General features: G+C 59.2%; 12 protein-coding genes. 8 read left to right on the top strand and 4 right to left on the bottom strand.

Annotated elements, in window-relative coordinates; genetic code table 11:
* Positions 1-23 precede the first annotated feature (23 nt).
* Positions 24-3,944, bottom strand: coding sequence for a leucine-rich repeat domain-containing protein (locus ACYZT3_RS16675; protein ID WP_462030318.1), 3,921 nt, complete (start codon positions 3,942-3,944; stop codon positions 24-26).
* Between the two features lie 190 nt (positions 3,945-4,134).
* Positions 4,135-5,157, bottom strand: coding sequence for a protease SohB (sohB, locus tag ACYZT3_RS16680; protein ID WP_282375960.1), 1,023 nt, complete (start codon positions 5,155-5,157; stop codon positions 4,135-4,137).
* A 204-nt stretch (positions 5,158-5,361) separates the two neighbouring features.
* Here sohB and ACYZT3_RS16685 point away from each other — a divergent pair, with 204 nt between their 5' ends.
* The 6 genes from ACYZT3_RS16685 (at position 5,362) to ACYZT3_RS16710 (ending at position 12,043) form a co-directional block, all read left to right on the top strand.
* Positions 5,362-6,072, top strand: coding sequence for a histidine phosphatase family protein (locus ACYZT3_RS16685; RefSeq protein ID WP_282375962.1), 711 nt, complete (start codon positions 5,362-5,364; stop codon positions 6,070-6,072).
* 64 nt (positions 6,073-6,136) lie between these two features.
* Positions 6,137-6,451, top strand: a complete 315-nt coding sequence (locus ACYZT3_RS16690; RefSeq protein ID WP_462030319.1) for an SCP2 sterol-binding domain-containing protein — start codon at positions 6,137-6,139, stop codon at positions 6,449-6,451.
* 308 nt (positions 6,452-6,759) lie between these two features.
* Positions 6,760-8,607 carry an amidohydrolase gene (locus tag ACYZT3_RS16695; RefSeq protein ID WP_462032387.1) on the top strand — a complete coding sequence of 616 codons (1,848 nt, stop codon included), beginning with the start codon at positions 6,760-6,762 and terminating at the stop codon, positions 8,605-8,607.
* 234 nt (positions 8,608-8,841) lie between these two features.
* Entirely contained in the window at positions 8,842-9,705 is an 864-nt protein-coding gene (locus ACYZT3_RS16700) for a LysR family transcriptional regulator (protein ID WP_282375966.1), read from the top strand.
* A gap of 107 nt (positions 9,706-9,812) precedes the next feature.
* Positions 9,813-10,958, top strand: a complete 1,146-nt coding sequence (locus ACYZT3_RS16705) for an SRPBCC family protein (protein WP_462030320.1) — start codon at positions 9,813-9,815, stop codon at positions 10,956-10,958.
* Positions 10,955-12,043, top strand: coding sequence for an SMP-30/gluconolactonase/LRE family protein (locus ACYZT3_RS16710; protein WP_282375970.1), 1,089 nt, complete (start codon positions 10,955-10,957; stop codon positions 12,041-12,043). The genes ACYZT3_RS16705 and ACYZT3_RS16710 overlap by 4 nt, the downstream gene beginning before the upstream one ends.
* 199 nt (positions 12,044-12,242) lie before the next feature.
* Here ACYZT3_RS16710 and ACYZT3_RS16715 read toward each other — a convergent pair whose 3' ends face one another.
* On the bottom strand, positions 12,243-12,485 hold the full coding sequence (locus ACYZT3_RS16715) for a hypothetical protein (RefSeq protein ID WP_282375974.1): 243 nt from the start codon (positions 12,483-12,485) through the stop codon (positions 12,243-12,245).
* 217 nt (positions 12,486-12,702) lie between these two features.
* Here ACYZT3_RS16715 and ACYZT3_RS16720 point away from each other — a divergent pair, with 217 nt between their 5' ends.
* Entirely contained in the window at positions 12,703-13,224 is a 522-nt protein-coding gene (locus ACYZT3_RS16720) for a DUF4142 domain-containing protein (RefSeq protein ID WP_282375976.1), read from the top strand.
* 52 nt (positions 13,225-13,276) lie between these two features.
* Here the strand turns inward: ACYZT3_RS16720 and ACYZT3_RS16725 are convergent, their stop codons facing one another.
* Positions 13,277-13,465 carry a hypothetical protein gene (locus tag ACYZT3_RS16725; RefSeq protein ID WP_282375978.1) on the bottom strand — a complete coding sequence of 63 codons (189 nt, stop codon included), beginning with the start codon at positions 13,463-13,465 and terminating at the stop codon, positions 13,277-13,279.
* A 174-nt stretch (positions 13,466-13,639) separates the two neighbouring features.
* Between ACYZT3_RS16725 and ACYZT3_RS16730 the strand changes: the two genes are divergently transcribed.
* The gene (locus ACYZT3_RS16730; protein ID WP_462030321.1) at positions 13,640-15,583 is read left to right on the top strand and encodes a response regulator; all 1,944 of its coding nucleotides are present in this window, start codon (positions 13,640-13,642) and stop codon (positions 15,581-15,583) included.

Here is a 15,583-nt window from a genome sequence, read left to right on the forward strand (position 1 = left end):
GTTCAAGGCGTTCTCCCCTCCCGTCAAGGCACTGGATGCTCTCCTAGCGGAATTGGCCGTCCCATGGCTATCCAGTTGCTGTAAAGGCGCGCCCGATCTTCCAGCACGGTAAACAACCTGAACGGATTCTCCGCATCGGCGAGTGTCGTTTCGACACATTGCCGCAGCCAGCCCCACAACTCCTCTGAAGCATCCGCTTCACGCAGCAATCGCCATACCCGGGCTTGCAGCAACCAGTAACCAACGCGGAAATCCGCCGTCAGGCTTAACCCGTCCATGCCCCGCAGAAACGCAGCACCCGAGGGTTTTGCCGCGAACCGCTGCCAGATCTCCTGCCGGGATGTCCGCAATAGCTCGTCACCTTCCTCCAGCCACGGTATCGCGCTGCCATAATCAACGCCCGGCTCGCTCAGCCAGAGATTGATGCCGGTGCGCTCCCGATGTTCGACCAGTCGTATCAGCGTATCCTCATCCGTGAGCGGGTTGCCCCAAAGCCGTATCCGATCCTTGGCGACAGCCTGATTCAGTATCGCGTCGGGAACCCGAGTGATCCGGTTGTCGCGCAAATCCAGCGAAGTCAAATACGGGTCATTGGCAATGCCCACCGGGCATCGGGTAATACCGGTGTTTCTCAGGTTCAGAGCTCGCAATTCGTTCAAGCCCAGCACCACAGGCGGGACGGCCAACGGATTATCACTCAGGTCCAGCGTTTGCAAACTGAGCAGATCGCAAAAATGCCCGGCGGTGTCTTCTTTGAACGCTAGAAACGTGGCGTTGAGATTCAGTGTTTCGAGCCGGGGCATTCGCCGAATCGTCGAGGGCAGCTCACCTTCCAGCTCGCCAGCGGGGTTGAGGCGGCGCAGGTCGACATTTTTCAGATTCAGGGAATGCAGGTTCGGGAAACTCTCCAGAAACGCATTCAGGCTCTCGCGCTCGAGCAGGTGCAATCCGTGCATCGACAGTTCGATGACCTCGTCGAAACGAACGTTCATCGCCGGCAAACGGTGATAGTCCTCAAAATCCAGATTGAGTTTGTAACCGGCAACCCCTTCGCCAGAAAGGACGCGATCGGTGTCAGCCGAACGCTTTTGCCAGATGGCGATCAATTCGTCGGCCAGTTCGTTGCGGGTTTGGCGTTCGTAGTCGATCACGTGCTGCAACATTTCAACATTGTGCGCCGCCACCTGTTGAGCGTTCATGCCTGCAGCGTCTTCATCGCCCAGCGTGAGGAAGTCCAGATCCATATCATCGACATCCAGCAACGACTGATCGACCCAGTAGCGCAGATCAATGCTCAATTGCTGCAACTGTAACTTCAGACTGTCCAGAAGCGCTTGAGCCCCAACGCCCGCCGCTCGAAGCAGTTCATCAGCTTGGGCGTTGGTGAAATCCGGATAAAGATCCTTGACCTGCAGCCGCATCATTTCATGGGTCAGCGCCGCAGCTTGCGGGGTGTGCGGAAATCCGCCGCCGCGCAAACCCTGGGATTCAAAAGGCAATCCGCTATCCATTCGATTCAACCCGAGCATCAGCTCGGAACGTGTGATCGCCTGCTCACCGAGGCGAAGCCGTAATTCGCCGGCCTGATCCAGCGAGCGCAAGGACAACGCCTCGCGCTCCTCGGCAGACAACGCACCGAGTAGCGCGCAAAACAAATCCGACTTTGCGGTGGCGGTATCCGCCGCTGCAGAATTTCGATAGCGGTTACCGGTCTTGATCAACCGACGGCAGTCCGGCGAATCGAGCGGGCCGCAGCGATCCAGTACCCGGCCACTGATCGAACCCTCAAGCACTTCGATTCGCAAGCGCCTGGGCCAACCGGGTAAGCGCCCAAGTGAATGCAGGGCGAGGATATCGGATTCGGGGTGATCGATCGAGTGCAAGTAAAGACTCTCATAGGCGCGATTGAGCCTTACGTGGCCTTGATACTGTCGGGCCTTGCCGTCCAGGCGCTTGAACACCTGAAGCGCCTCGACAGCATCGACCGGCCGCACGATTTCGACGCCCGAGCGGTCCAGGATCTGCTCCACGACGGCTTTCGGCAAACCGGGATACTCCCGTTGAAACAACCGAACCCATTCGTGCTCCGACTGCTGGAGTGCCTGATAACGCGTATTGAACAATTGCGCTCGCGCTGCCGGGTCGACAATCGCTTCAAGCGCCTGATCGAGCTTGAATCGGCTGATGGTGTCGACCAGCAGCGGAGTCGGCGCACGCCCGACCTGCGTCAGGCGCAACATGTCGTCGACGGTACTGATTCTGGCGATTTGGCCCAGCACCTCATCACTGAACGAAGCAAACGGGGCGCACACACCACGGATCAGCTCCAACCGTGTCAGCACCGACGGTGGCGCTTGCCCGGGTGTGAGGAGAGCCGTCGCGTCGGGCAGAAGCTCGGTGCTCGGTTCGCTGACGGGCTCCGAGGACTCGTGGAGTGTTTCAGCCACTCTGCCCGCGCTTGCGCCTTCGCCCTTGAGAGCCGCGACAGCCCCGGCCAACGGTAGCGCATTGAGCAAGCCGAACACGGTGCGCGTCACGCCTTCGGAACGTTTTTCGGCGGTTTGGCCGTTGACTGCCTGATTGATGCCGTAGCCGGCATCGATGAGCCCGGCCAGCGCCAACAACCCTTCGCCACCGGGAACAAACAGTGCCAACGGACCAAACTGGTTGATCCACCGCACCAGCGGTTCAACTACCGCACTCAGATTGTCTCGATTGACCTGAGCATCGTCACGGATGGATTTGACGCTGGCCATGGCCGCCCGCTTCATGGTCAACACCAGTTGCGCAAACGGATCGACTGCGGCAGACGCACGCTCAACGTCGATGTAGTCCTGCGGCTCCCAATAGCCGTCATCGTTGAAGAAACCGGCGTTCTTTGTCAGCCTGTGCTTTCTCGGGTAGATCGCCATCCCCTCCAATGCAGTCAAGACACCCGCATGAAAGGTGCCGTCCTCACGGTCATCATCATCAAAGTGCGCGGCCAGGGCTTGTTTTGTGTCAGCCCCCTTTGCTTGCGCCACGACCCATTCGCGCAAGTGGTGGACGTCGACAAACTCATGCAACGGCGAAGAGTTCGCCGGGATGTACAACAAGATCCTGGTGCCCGCGCGTTGGCGAAAGCACCAGATATCAGTCGAGGTGTGGCGATAGATCGTCAGGCGACTGGCCTCGACTTGCGCACTGACGCGGGTCGGGGTTTGCAGGTCGGTGGTGGTCAACGCGCTCCAGGCTTGATCCGCCGGCAATCCGCTTGCCTGCATCGCCAGCGCCAGGCCCTCATGGCTCAGACTGCCTTCCTGATATTGCAGGCAGGCACTCATGATAAACGCTGCCTTGACCGACGTTCTCAGCGCGTACGGTTCGGCCCGCACGATCCGCTCATCAGCGGGCCAGGCAAGATCGAGATAATCCTGAAAGTGAGTCTGCAGATCCATTGTCCACACCCACCGCTTGAAATCGGCTGGTCTGAGGGCGATTTGCGTGGTGGGGCCGAAGGCTTGTGGCACCGTCTGACGGTAGATGCCTTCGTAGGTTTCGTGGTTGCCGCTGCCGTGGTAGGCAAACTCATCGACATTGGCCACGATGTGGACGCAAGGGCCGATGTCGGGCGGCGTGTACAGGCCGAATGCGGTTTCGCCGAAACGACCGTCGCCGACGGTTTGATAGTTGGACAGCAGCGCCTGTAACAGTGTCTGCGAGTTTACCACCCGACCTTGCTGGCTACCGTCCTGATAGGGATGCCCATGGTAGTTGTAGTCGAGCGTTACCAACAAAGTCGTCTGCGGCTCAATGCCCGGCCCCCATTTCTCCTTGATCAACTGTGCGCCGAACTGTTCGGGAGATTGCGGCAGCGCTGTGTTCACTGTCGACCTCAGTTCTTCACCCATCGGCAGGACGGGCGAACTCGGCACACTAACGTTGTCACGCAAATGGTCATTCATATGCATTCCATTGCAAACATAAGGAATAGCACCATAAGCCGCTATTTTTGGATCGGCAGCAGGAAGGATCGTCTGCGCACTTAGGAGAATTCGCTGATGGTTGAGGGCAGGGGGTAATTCGAAGATGACAGGACAAAAAAACCGCGGCGCACGCCACGGTTTCATTTGTTTACGGACGCGCAGTGAAGCTTTACCAGAAGCGTTGTTGAGTCAATCGACTCCACCCGCTCAGCAGCACGCGATCCACCGAGCCACTGGCCGCCATGCCGATGCGCTCTTGCAAGCTTTTGCGTTCGGCGTAGTGCAGGTGATAAAGCTCGGATTTTTTCGCCCGTTCGGCGAGGTACTCATCGCTGGTCTTGAGTTCGTCCACCAATTGCTTGTCCAGCGCCGCGACACCGAGCCAGATTTCACCGGTGGCCACTTCGTCGATGGCCAGTTGCGGGCGATAGCGGGAAACGAAGTTCTTGAACAATTGGTGAGTAATGTCCAGGTCTTCCTGGAACTTCTCGCGGCCCTTCTCGGTGTTTTCGCCAAACACCGTCAGGGTGCGCTTGTATTCGCCGGCGGTCAGCACTTCGAAGTCGATGTCGTGCTTCTTCAGCAGGCGGTTGACGTTAGGCAACTGCGCAACGACACCGATCGAGCCGAGGATTGCGAACGGCGCACTGATGATCTTCTCGCCGATGCACGCCATCATGTAGCCGCCGCTGGCCGCGACCTTGTCGATGCACACGGTCAACGGCACGCCGGCATCACGGATGCGCGCCAGTTGCGAGGAGGCCAGGCCGTAGCTGTGAACCATGCCGCCGCCGCTTTCCAGGCGCAGCACCACTTCATCCTTGGGCGTGGCGAGGGTCAGCAGCGCGGTGATTTCATGACGCAGGCTTTCAGTAGCGGATGCCCTGATGTCGCCGTCGAAATCCAGCACGAACACCCGAGGTTTGGCTTCAGGTTTTTTCTTTTGCTTTTTCTCGGATTTAGCCTCGACCTTGCGCAGCGCCTTGAGCTGGTCCTTGTCGAGCAAGGTTTGCTCCAGGCGTTCGCGCAGCCCTTTGTAGAAATCATTGAGTTTGCTGACTTGCAACTGGCCGACCGACTTGCGCCGACCTTTGCTGCGCAACGCCGCGAAACTGGCCAGGACCACCAGAATGGCGATCACCAGTGTCACGGTCTTAGCCAGAAAAACTGCGTACTCGGCAAAAAACTCCACAGGGACTCCTTTAATACGATGCGCTGCAAAAACGCGCGCGGGATTACCTCCAGCATACCCATGCACCGGCTCGGCGGCCAGCCGTGAAACCTCTGGCAACATGCCTGTAACGGGCATTTCAAACAAGCGTATGTTTTTTCATTGACAGCTCACCGTCATCCTCATAACCTCGCCGAACCTTCAACGTACCGGGATGACGCGGACGTGGGCAGTATCTATTTGATTCGACATGGCCAGGCCTCCTTTGGTGCAGACGACTATGACGTCCTGTCGCCGACCGGTATTCGCCAGGCAGAAGTCCTCGGCCAGCACCTCGCTGAGCTGGGTATCAGCTTCGATCGCTGCCTTTCGGGCGACCTGCGCCGCCAGCAGCACACGGCCAACAGCGCACTGGAACAGTTCGCTGCCGCAGGCCTGCCGGTTCCAGCCCTGGAAATCGATTCCGCTTTCAATGAGTTCGACGCCGACGCGGTGATCCGCGCACTGCTGCCGGCCCTGTTACCGGACGAACCCGAAGCGCTGCACATCCTGCGCAATGCCGCACAAAACCGCGGTGAGTTCCAGCGCATCTTCGCCCTGATCATCGAGCGCTGGCTCGCCGGCACCTATGACACACAGGGGCTGGAAAGCTGGCTGGGCTTCGTCGAGAGAGTGCAAGCCGGTCTGCAGAGAGTCCTCGAAAGCGCCGACAACACCCAGAAAATCGCCGTGTTCACTTCCGGCGGCACCATCACGGCCCTGCTCCACCTCATTACACAAATGCCAGCAAAGCAGGCGTTTGAACTGAACTGGCAAATCGTCAACACCTCGCTCAACCTGCTGAAGTTTCGTGGTCGCGAGGTGGCTCTGTCTTCTTTCAACAGTCATGCGCACCTGCAACTGTTGAAGACCCCGGAACTCATCACGTTTCGCTGAGTCCGGACTATTGTGACCCTGGCTGTATTCACCCAGCTCTAATTACCCAAGAAAGGATCGAACCATGACCTCCGTAGCTGATGCCGTACAAGCAATGAAAGCCAAGTTCAACCCAGCCGCTGCTGCCGGTCTGGACCTGGTATTCGGTTTCCGCATCGACGACACCCAGAACTTCTCGCTGATCGTCAAAGACAGCACCTGCGAGCTCAAGGAAGGCGAAAACCCGGACGCCCAAGTCACTCTGGTGATGGACGGCGAAACCCTGAAAGGCATCGTCGACGGTTCGACCGACGGCATGCAAGCGTTCATGGGCGGCAAACTGCGCGCTGAAGGCGACATGATGCTGGCCATGAAACTGTCCGAGCTGTTCCCGGCCTAAGCGCGCCGCTCCCGGCCTTCGGGGGCACGTCTGGCTGCAAACGAATCCCGCCTCTCGAGGCGGGATTCGTCGTTTTTCGGTCTCGGAAAACAGCTACCTGTGGATTTGCCGTCTATATTCCTTCTGGCCGCCTGCGTCAGACATCGGCTGTTTGCCCTCGCTTCTTTTGTGAAGAGCCTTTGCGCGGAGCACTGCCCATGAGCCCACCTGACGACCACGACGGAATTAATCGCCGACGTGTATTGCAAGGCCTTTCGGCAGGTGCCGTCGGTGCCTGGATCAGCCCGCTACCTGCAGGGAGTAAAACCATGCCCGACGCCCCCGCCGACCTCATCCTGTACAACGGACGCCTGCACACCGTCGACCGCAAAAAACCTCAGGCCAGTGCCGTCGCGATCAAAGACGGACGCTTCGTGGTGGTCGGCAGCGATGCCCAGGCCATGGCCCTGCAGGGCCCTGGCACACAGATTATCGACCTGCACGGTCGCACGGTGATTCCCGGCCTTAACGACTCGCACCTGCACCTGATCCGTGGTGGCCTCAACTACAACCTCGAACTGCGCTGGGAAGGCGTTCCCTCACTGGTCGATGCGCTGCGCATGCTCAAGGACCAAGCCGATCGCACACCCACACCGCAATGGGTGCGGGTGGTCGGTGGCTGGAACGAATTCCAGTTCGCCGAAAGACGCCTGCCGACCCTCGACGAACTGAACAAGGCTGCGCCGGATACCCCGGTGTTCGTCCTGCACCTCTACGACCGTGCCCTGCTCAACCGTGCGGCGTTGAAAGTGGTCGGGTATACCCGCGACACGCCGAACCCGCCGGGTGGCGAAATCCAGCGCGATGCCAATGGCGACCCGACGGGCATGCTGATCGCCCGCCCTAACGCGATGATTCTCTACTCGACCCTGGCCAAAGGGCCGAAACTGCCGCTGGAATATCAGGTCAACTCGACCCGCCAATTCATGCGTGAACTCAATCGCCTCGGTGTCACCAGCGCCATCGATGCCGGCGGCGGATATCAGCATTATCCGGACGACTATCAAGTCATCCAGCAACTGGCTAAAGACCAACAGCTCACGGTGCGCATTGCCTACAACCTGTTCACGCAGAAACCCAAGGAAGAGCTGACCGACTTCAAAAACTGGACCAGCACCTCCCACTACGGTCAGGGCGATGACTTTCTACGGCACAATGGTGCCGGGGAAATGCTGGTGTTCTCGGCGGCAGATTTCGAGGACTTCCTCGAGCCACGCCCCGACCTGCCGCAAACCATGGAGCAGGAACTGGAACCGGTGGTCCGCCATCTGGTGGAACAGCGCTGGCCGTTCCGTTTGCACGCCACGTACAACGAATCCATCAGTCGCATGCTCGACGTGTTCGAGAAGGTCAACAGCGACATTCCGTTCGATGGTTTGCCGTGGTTCTTCGACCACGCCGAAACCATCACCCCACAGAACATCGAACGGGTGAAAGCCCTCGGCGGCGGCATCGCGATACAGGATCGCATGGCATTTCAGGGCGAATACTTCGTCGAACGTTACGGCGCCAAGGCTGCCGAAGCCACGCCGCCCATCGCTCGTATGCTCGCCGAAGGTATACCGGTCGGCGCCGGCACCGATGCCACGCGTGTGTCCAGCTACAACCCCTGGACCTCGTTGTACTGGCTGGTCAGCGGCCGCACCGTCGGTGGTCTGGCGCTGTACCCGCAAGGCTTGAGCCGCGATACGGCGCTGGAACTCTTCACCCACGGCAGCGCCTGGTTCTCCTCCGAGCAAGGCAAAAAAGGCCAGATCAAGGTCGGACAACTGGCGGACCTGATTGCGCTGTCGGCGGACTACTTCCACATCGAGGATGAAGCCGTCAAATGGATCGAATCGGTACTGACCATCGTCGACGGCAAGATCGTCTACGGCAGCGTCGAGTTCGAAAAACTCGGGCCACCTCCAATACCGGTGGTGCCTGAGTGGTCGCCAGTGGCCAAAGTACCAGGCCATTGGAAACCACTGGCGCCGCTGACGGCGCAGGTTCATCAATGTGTCGGGGCTTGCGCGGTGCATGCCCATCGCCATGAACGGGCGCGGTTGTCGTCGGCGCCGGTCAGTGACTTCGCCGGGTTCTGGGGGGCCTTTGGCTGTTCGTGTTTTGCGTTTTGAAATGAGCCGCTAAAAGATCGTAGCCTGCGGCAGCTCCTCGATCCCTGTAGCAGCTGGCGAAGCCTGCGTTCGGCTGCGTAGCAGTCGTAAAATCGGCACATGCGGTGTGTCAGGAAGACCGTGCAGCAGGATTCACGACTGCTGCGCAGCCGAACGCAGGCTTCGCCAGCTGCTACATGAACTGATCCGGCGGTATCCGTTTACAATGCCTGCACTTCCCCCTCCGGCTGCCCCATGGACATCGATCTCGCCCGCACCTTTCTGGAAATCGTCCGCCACGGCAGCCTTGCCGCCGCCGCCGAAAAACTCCACGTCACCCAGACCGCGATCACAGCGCGCGTGCAGAAACTCGAGAGTCAACTGGGCAGCACGCTGTTCGTGCGTAATCGGGCCGGCGCCCGTCTGACGCCTAACGGTGAAGCCTTCGTGGTCTACGCCAATCAACTGGTCGAAACCTGGGAAGCGGCGCGACGGGACTTGCCGTTGCCCGAGGGTTACCGCGACGTGTTGCACATCGGTGGCGAAGTCAGTCTGTGCAACCCGCTGATGCTCAGCTGGGCTGGCGAGTTGCGCGAGAAGATTCCCAGCCACGCACTACGGATGGAAATCCGTGACGGTGAAAACCTGCTGCGCCAACTGGAACTGGGGGTTCTGGACGCGGCGCTGGTCTACCAGCCCGAGTATTGGCCGCGCCTGCAAGTCGAGCAGGTACTGGAAGAAAAACTCGTCCTCGTCCGGCTGGCCGCACGTCCCGATCCCTACGTGTACATCGACTGGGGCCCGGACTTCCGCCGCCAGCACGATGCGGCCCTGCCGGAAAAAGCCAAAGCTGCGTTGAGCTTCAACCTCGGCCCACTGGGCTTGCAGTACATTCTGGAAAACGGCGGCAGCGGCTACTTCCGCACCCGGGTGGTCCAGAGTTATCTAGAAAGTGGTGTGCTGGAGCAAGTGCCCAAAGCCCCGGAATTCAGCTACCCGACCTATCTGGTTTACTCCCGCGACCGCGATTCGGCGACCCTGCAACGAGCCTTCGACTTGCTGCGAGAAGTGATCAAGTCCGACGATGACTGGTCGCAGCGCTGGAACCCGCTGACCTGAGTCCGGTTTGCACCGGATCATGGCGCTTGCGACCTGCTGGTTCGGCCCGCCTGAAACGTCGGGATCGTCTAATCTGCTGGAGATAACAATAACCACAGGTGAACGCAGTGAGGCAGACCACCGAAGCATTCCGCGCTCGCTACCGCGCAGACATTCATCCGCTTTACAACCCATGGCTACACGGCGCCTTTGTGCTGCTGTTCGGGTTGCTGGCCATTGGTGGATTCTGGAGCACCGTGCATCAAGTTCAGCCATTGCAATGGCTGGCAATGCCGCTGTCCCTGCTGTTCTTCAACTTTGGCGTTTACAGCGTGCATCGGCACCTCGGGCATCACAAAAAAAGTTTCGCGCGAATGTTCTACGCCCGCCACGCGGGCGATCACCACAGTTTTTTTGCCCCCGGTCACATGACCTACGACAGCGCCCGCGACTGGCGGGTGATTCTGTTTCCAGCCTGGCTGATTGTATTGCACACGGTTGTCATCACCCTGCCCATCTGGTGGCTGCTTAAGCAGTTCGATGCCAACGTCGCCGGAATGTTCGGCGGCTGCCTGGTCCTCGGTTACCTGACCTATGAAGTGTTCCACGCCTGCGAGCACTTGCCACCCGCGAACCCCGTCACACGTTTACCGTGGATCCGCCAGATGCGCCGCCTGCACGAACTGCATCACCGTCGTGAGCTGATGCAGGAACGCAATTTCAACATCGTTTTCCCGCTGATGGACTACCTGTTCGGCACCCTCTATTGGGAACCGGAGCCGACCGACCTGCACCTGACGAGAACGCCCATGACGCGCATGCAGCATCAGATCGACATCGCTGGAAACCCGATTGACGTGCTCGCCTACGCCAGCACCGTGACCCGTTGGCCGGAGTGGCATCCATCGTCGCTCAAGGTTGATGGCCAGAACGGTCCGCTGCATGCCGGGGCGCGGTTTGAGGAAGACATCAAGGCTGGCGGGCGTGAGGGACACTTGATCTGGGAGGTTAACGAATACCTGCCAGGACGCCGCTGGAGTGCCTGGGCCCGAGGCGATCACGGGTTGTCTTTAGTGGTGACTTACGAGTGCGAAGCCTTGGGCGACAGCACACGTTTTGTCCGCACCCTGGAGTATCAGTTCAGCGGCCTGGCGATGCGCCTTGCCAACCGACTGCTGCTCAAGCGGCGCATCGATCGTGAGTCGGCAGCGTCGATGCTGGCGTTGCGCGAAATGGCGCAAAAACAGTGGGCCCCGGCAGGAGTCAGCGCGTGAGTCGAACCGTCAAGTTTCGCCATGTGGTGTTGCTGGTGATCGTTGCCATCGGTGCCTTTCTGCTGCTGATGCCGACCAAGGTTCAACCGGTGGCCTGGGCCCCGCCGCCGGCGCCCTCCCTCACCAGCGGAATCTACGCCGACAATCAGCGACTCAAAGGTGTGGAGCGCGTCGGCGCTACGGATATCGACGGGCCGGAAGCGTTGCTGCTGGAGGAAAACGTCCTCATCACGGGTTTGCATGACGGCCGACTAATACGTACAAGCCTCGACGGCAAGGTCACCAAGGTCCTGGCCGATACGGGCGGCAGACCCTTGGGCCTGGCCCGTCACCCCAACGGTCTGCTGGTAATTGCAGATGGGGTCAAGGGCTTGCTGTCACTGGACGCTCAGGGCCGATTGATTCCATTGACCACGACAGCCAATGGTGTGCCTTTCGGTTTCACCGACGACGTGGCCATCGACAAGTCTGGGCACTATGCCTATTTCAGTGATGCTTCCAGCCGCTTTGGCTATGGCAGGGACGGAGAGGCGATCATCGAGCACGGCGGTGACGGCCGCTTGCTGCGTTATGACTTCCAGACCGGCAAGACGGCGGTCTTGCTGGATAGGCTGGAGTTCGCCAACGGCGTGACCCTGGGACCGGACGATGCCTTTGTGCTGGTCAACGAAACGGGTGCCTATCGCATCAGTCGTTACTGGCTGAGCGGGCCGAAAACCGGCACCCACGATCTGTTCATCGACAACCTGCCAGGGTTGCCGGACAACCTCGCGTTCAATGGCCGCGACCGCTTCTGGGTGGCGCTTTATGCACCACGCAACGCACTGCTCGATGCCACCGCGCCGCATCCATTCGTGCGCAAGATGATCGTGCGAGCAATGACTGTCCTGCCTGAACCGGTGGAGAAACGCGCCTTCGCGTTGGGCCTGGATCTGGACGGTAAAGTGATCGCCAACTTGCAGGACGGCAGCCGCGACAACTATTCGCCGATCACTACTGTTCGCGAGTATGGGGAGTGGTTGTATTTCGGGTCGTTGAAGACCAAACATATGGCGCGATTGCCGTTGAGCAAGGCATTGCAATAAATGCAGGAGCGAGCGATTGCCATTACCGCGAATCCACCCTGCTCTTCACTGGAGAACTTTTCTTTGCCGGGGATGAGTGGATCGGTCATGGGGCACCTCGCATGGAGCCGTAAATTCGGACTCTGAACATTCGAGGTGCCGGTATTTATCGCCGTTCCAATTGTTCAGTCACCGATCGTCGGTGACCAGACAGGGCGCGTCAGGACGGCGTCTGGAGCCGATCAACGATCTGTTGCTTAACCAGCACGCGCTTCTCCTTGAGTTTCTTCAGTGCGTCATCGCTGGGCGCATCCGATTGGGCGGTTTCGCCCTTTACGACCTCGGCGTCCGCCTGCGAATACTTGTTGATCAGTGAATCCAGTAACGGATCCTTGGTGCGTTTTTGCTGGATATCTTCCTTTGAAAGTTTGAGATCCTGATAAAGGTCGTGTGGCACCGGCATGGAACACCTCCGTTTGTTGATCGGAGGCAAACGCGATCAATGGCGTTCACCAACCATCAGAATGGCCTTGGTTAGCGGGTTCTGTCGACCGCCTATCAGACCAGCGGTGCCCGTTCGTCGCCCTACCGCAAACGCAATAAAACCTTTGCCCACTCGTCGGCCTCCACAGATTAACGATCACTCGATCACCCATGAAAACCTGTGTGGAGAATAACCAATGGACGGATTTACCCTGCGCCACCTCACGTTGGCCGTTGCCTTGAGTACCAGCATGGGCACGGCTTTCGCTGCCACTTCCAATGACTTCGTCGACAGCGCGGCCGCGGGCGGTATCGCGGAAATCGAAACGAGCCGATTGGCCCTGGAAAAAAGTTCATCGGCGGACATCAAGAAATTCGCCAACATGATGATCACCGACCATTCCAAGGCCAACGATGAACTGGCGGCGCTGGCAAAAAAAAATGACATCGAAGTGCCGGACAACACCACGCTGGTCAAGCAGGCGAAAGAGAAAATCCTCGACATGCGCGATGAATCCTTCGATGCGGCGTACGCCAACAATCAGGTGAAGGCTCACGAAGACACCATCGAGCTATTCAAGAAAGAAGCCAATACGGTGACAGACGACAAAACCAAAGGCGCCACGGAGCTGAAAGGTTTCGCGCAAAAAATGCTGCCGGCGCTGGAGAAGCATCTGGATATGGCGAAAAAGCTCCAGGCTGCGCACCCCAGCAAATAACGCACCCACAAAAAAGGCCGCATCGTTTGATGCGGCCTTTTCAATGGCTTGACTAGCCGCCATCAGTGTCGATATCGGCATCGGTCTCATCCCCAGATTTTGGCCGATCGGGACTCGGCTTGAAACCCGGACTGAACTCATTATCGTTATCCGTGTGGATATTCTTCTGGTCAACCGCTTTGTCTGCGCTTTCGGGTTCGGCGGTTTTTGCGTCTTCTTCAAGACCACGGTCATCGTTCATAAGTACCTCATTCGTCACTGCAAATGCGCGGCTGAAACAGTCGCGCTTTGTAGATTCGAAACCTCCCCGGGGACAGGGTTCCATCGCAAAGGAAATTCAAGGTCAAAAGCCGCAACCCTTTGACTATGCTCAAGTGACGGACACTGACTGATCATCTCACCCTGGAGCCCGTCGATGAAGCGTGACATCCGTTTGCTGATCGTCGACAACAACGTCGCTACGCGCTACGCCCTGCGCCGGCGCCTGGAGCGCTACGGCTATGAAGTGCTCGAAGCCGGCACGGGTAGCGAAGGCCTGGAGCTGATCGAAAGCGTAGCGATCGACGCGCTGATCCTCGACGTCAATCTGCCGGACATGAGCGGTTTCGACATCGTGCGCAAACTGCGCGCCGAACCCGCCACCGCCCTGCTACCGGTGATTCACGTATCGGCGGCCTCGATCCAGACCGGCGACATCATCACCGGCCTGGACGCGGGTGCCGATGCCTACCTGATCCACCCGGTGGATGCGGATGTACTGCTCGCGACCTTGCGCACCTTGCTGCGGGTGCGTGAAACCGAAAATGCCCTGCGCGAAAGCGAGGCGCGGTTTCGTGAAATCTTTGTCAATGTGTCGGCGCCCATCGCGGTGCTGGACGCTGAGTTAAAGGTGCACGAATGCAACCATGCCTTCACGCAGCTGATTCAGGACAACCTCAACCCGGACGCCCTGCGCGAGTGCTTTGCCGAAGACCAGGACGCCGTCATCGAGGAACTTCGCCTGCGTCTGGCCTATGGCGAGCGCTGGAAAGGCACGCTGAGCATGCGGGTCCACGGCGAGGCTCGCGAAACCGAGTGGCAAATTTCGCCGTACCGCACGCCGGAACTGAGCCTGGTGTTTGTCGAGGATGTCACTGAACACCGTCACCGCGAACGCTCGCACCTGGCCCGGCTTGACGACGCCACCACCCAGTTGGCCAAAGAAGTCGCCGAGCGGGCGCGAACCGAAGCTCAGCTGCTGCAAGTGCAGAAAATGGATGCACTGGGCAAGCTGACCGGGGGCATCGCTCACGACTTCAATAACTTGCTGACCGGCATCATCACCAGCCTGGAATTGATTCTGAAACGGATCGCCGCCTCACGCACCGACAAGGTTCAGTTTTACGCCGAAGCCGCCTTGAACTCGGCCATGAGTGCCGCGTCCCTGACCCATCGCCTGCTCGCCTTCGCGCGCCAACAGCCACTCGATACCCGGCCCGTGGACATCAACGAGCACGTGCGTTCCCTTGAGGAACTGCTGGTGCGCACCATCGGCGAGCGCATTGCCCTGAAACTCGAATTGACCTCTAAACCCGCCATCGCCCTGGTCGACCCCATTCAGCTCGAAAGCGCGATGCTCAATCTGGTGATCAACGCTCGCGATGCCTTGCCCCAGGGCGGCAACATTTGGGTCAGCACCTATGCCGCCTATTCCCATGGCGACCCCAATCTGGCCGACGGTGCGTATGTCGCGTTTTCTGTGCGCGATGACGGTACCGGTATCGAACACAGCGTGATCGACAAAGTGTTCGACCCGTTTTTCACCACCAAGCCGCTGGGCCAGGGCACAGGACTGGGGTTGTCGACCCTCTACGGTTTCGCCCGGCAATCGGGTGGCGATGCGCACATCCGCAGCGTCGCCCGGCGCGGCACCGAAGTCACCCTCATGCTGCCGGCCAGTTCCGACCTCACGGCCGACGACGCCGAGTCAACCACCGTCGATCATCAGGGTGACGGCCAACATGTGTTGATCGTCGAGGACACGCCGTCGGTGCGCATGTTTGTGGCCGAAGTGTTGGTGGATGCCGGTTACCGTTGCACGCAGGTGGGCGACATCGAAAGTGCCCTCGAACGCCTGCAACACGACGACTCCATCGACCTGTTGCTGACCGACGTCGGTTTGCCACGCATGAGCGGCCGCGAGTTGGCCGATGTGGCACGGGGCTGGCGCGAAAAGCTGCCGATCCTGTTCATGACCGGTTATGCCGAAACCGCGATCAACCGTCAGGTGTTCCTCGGCAATGGCATGGAAATGCTGATCAAGCCGTTCCAGATCAATGAACTGCTGGACAAGGTTCGACGCACGCTGGACGGTTCGTGA

It is taken from the genome of Pseudomonas sp. MDT1-16, assembly GCF_054898115.1.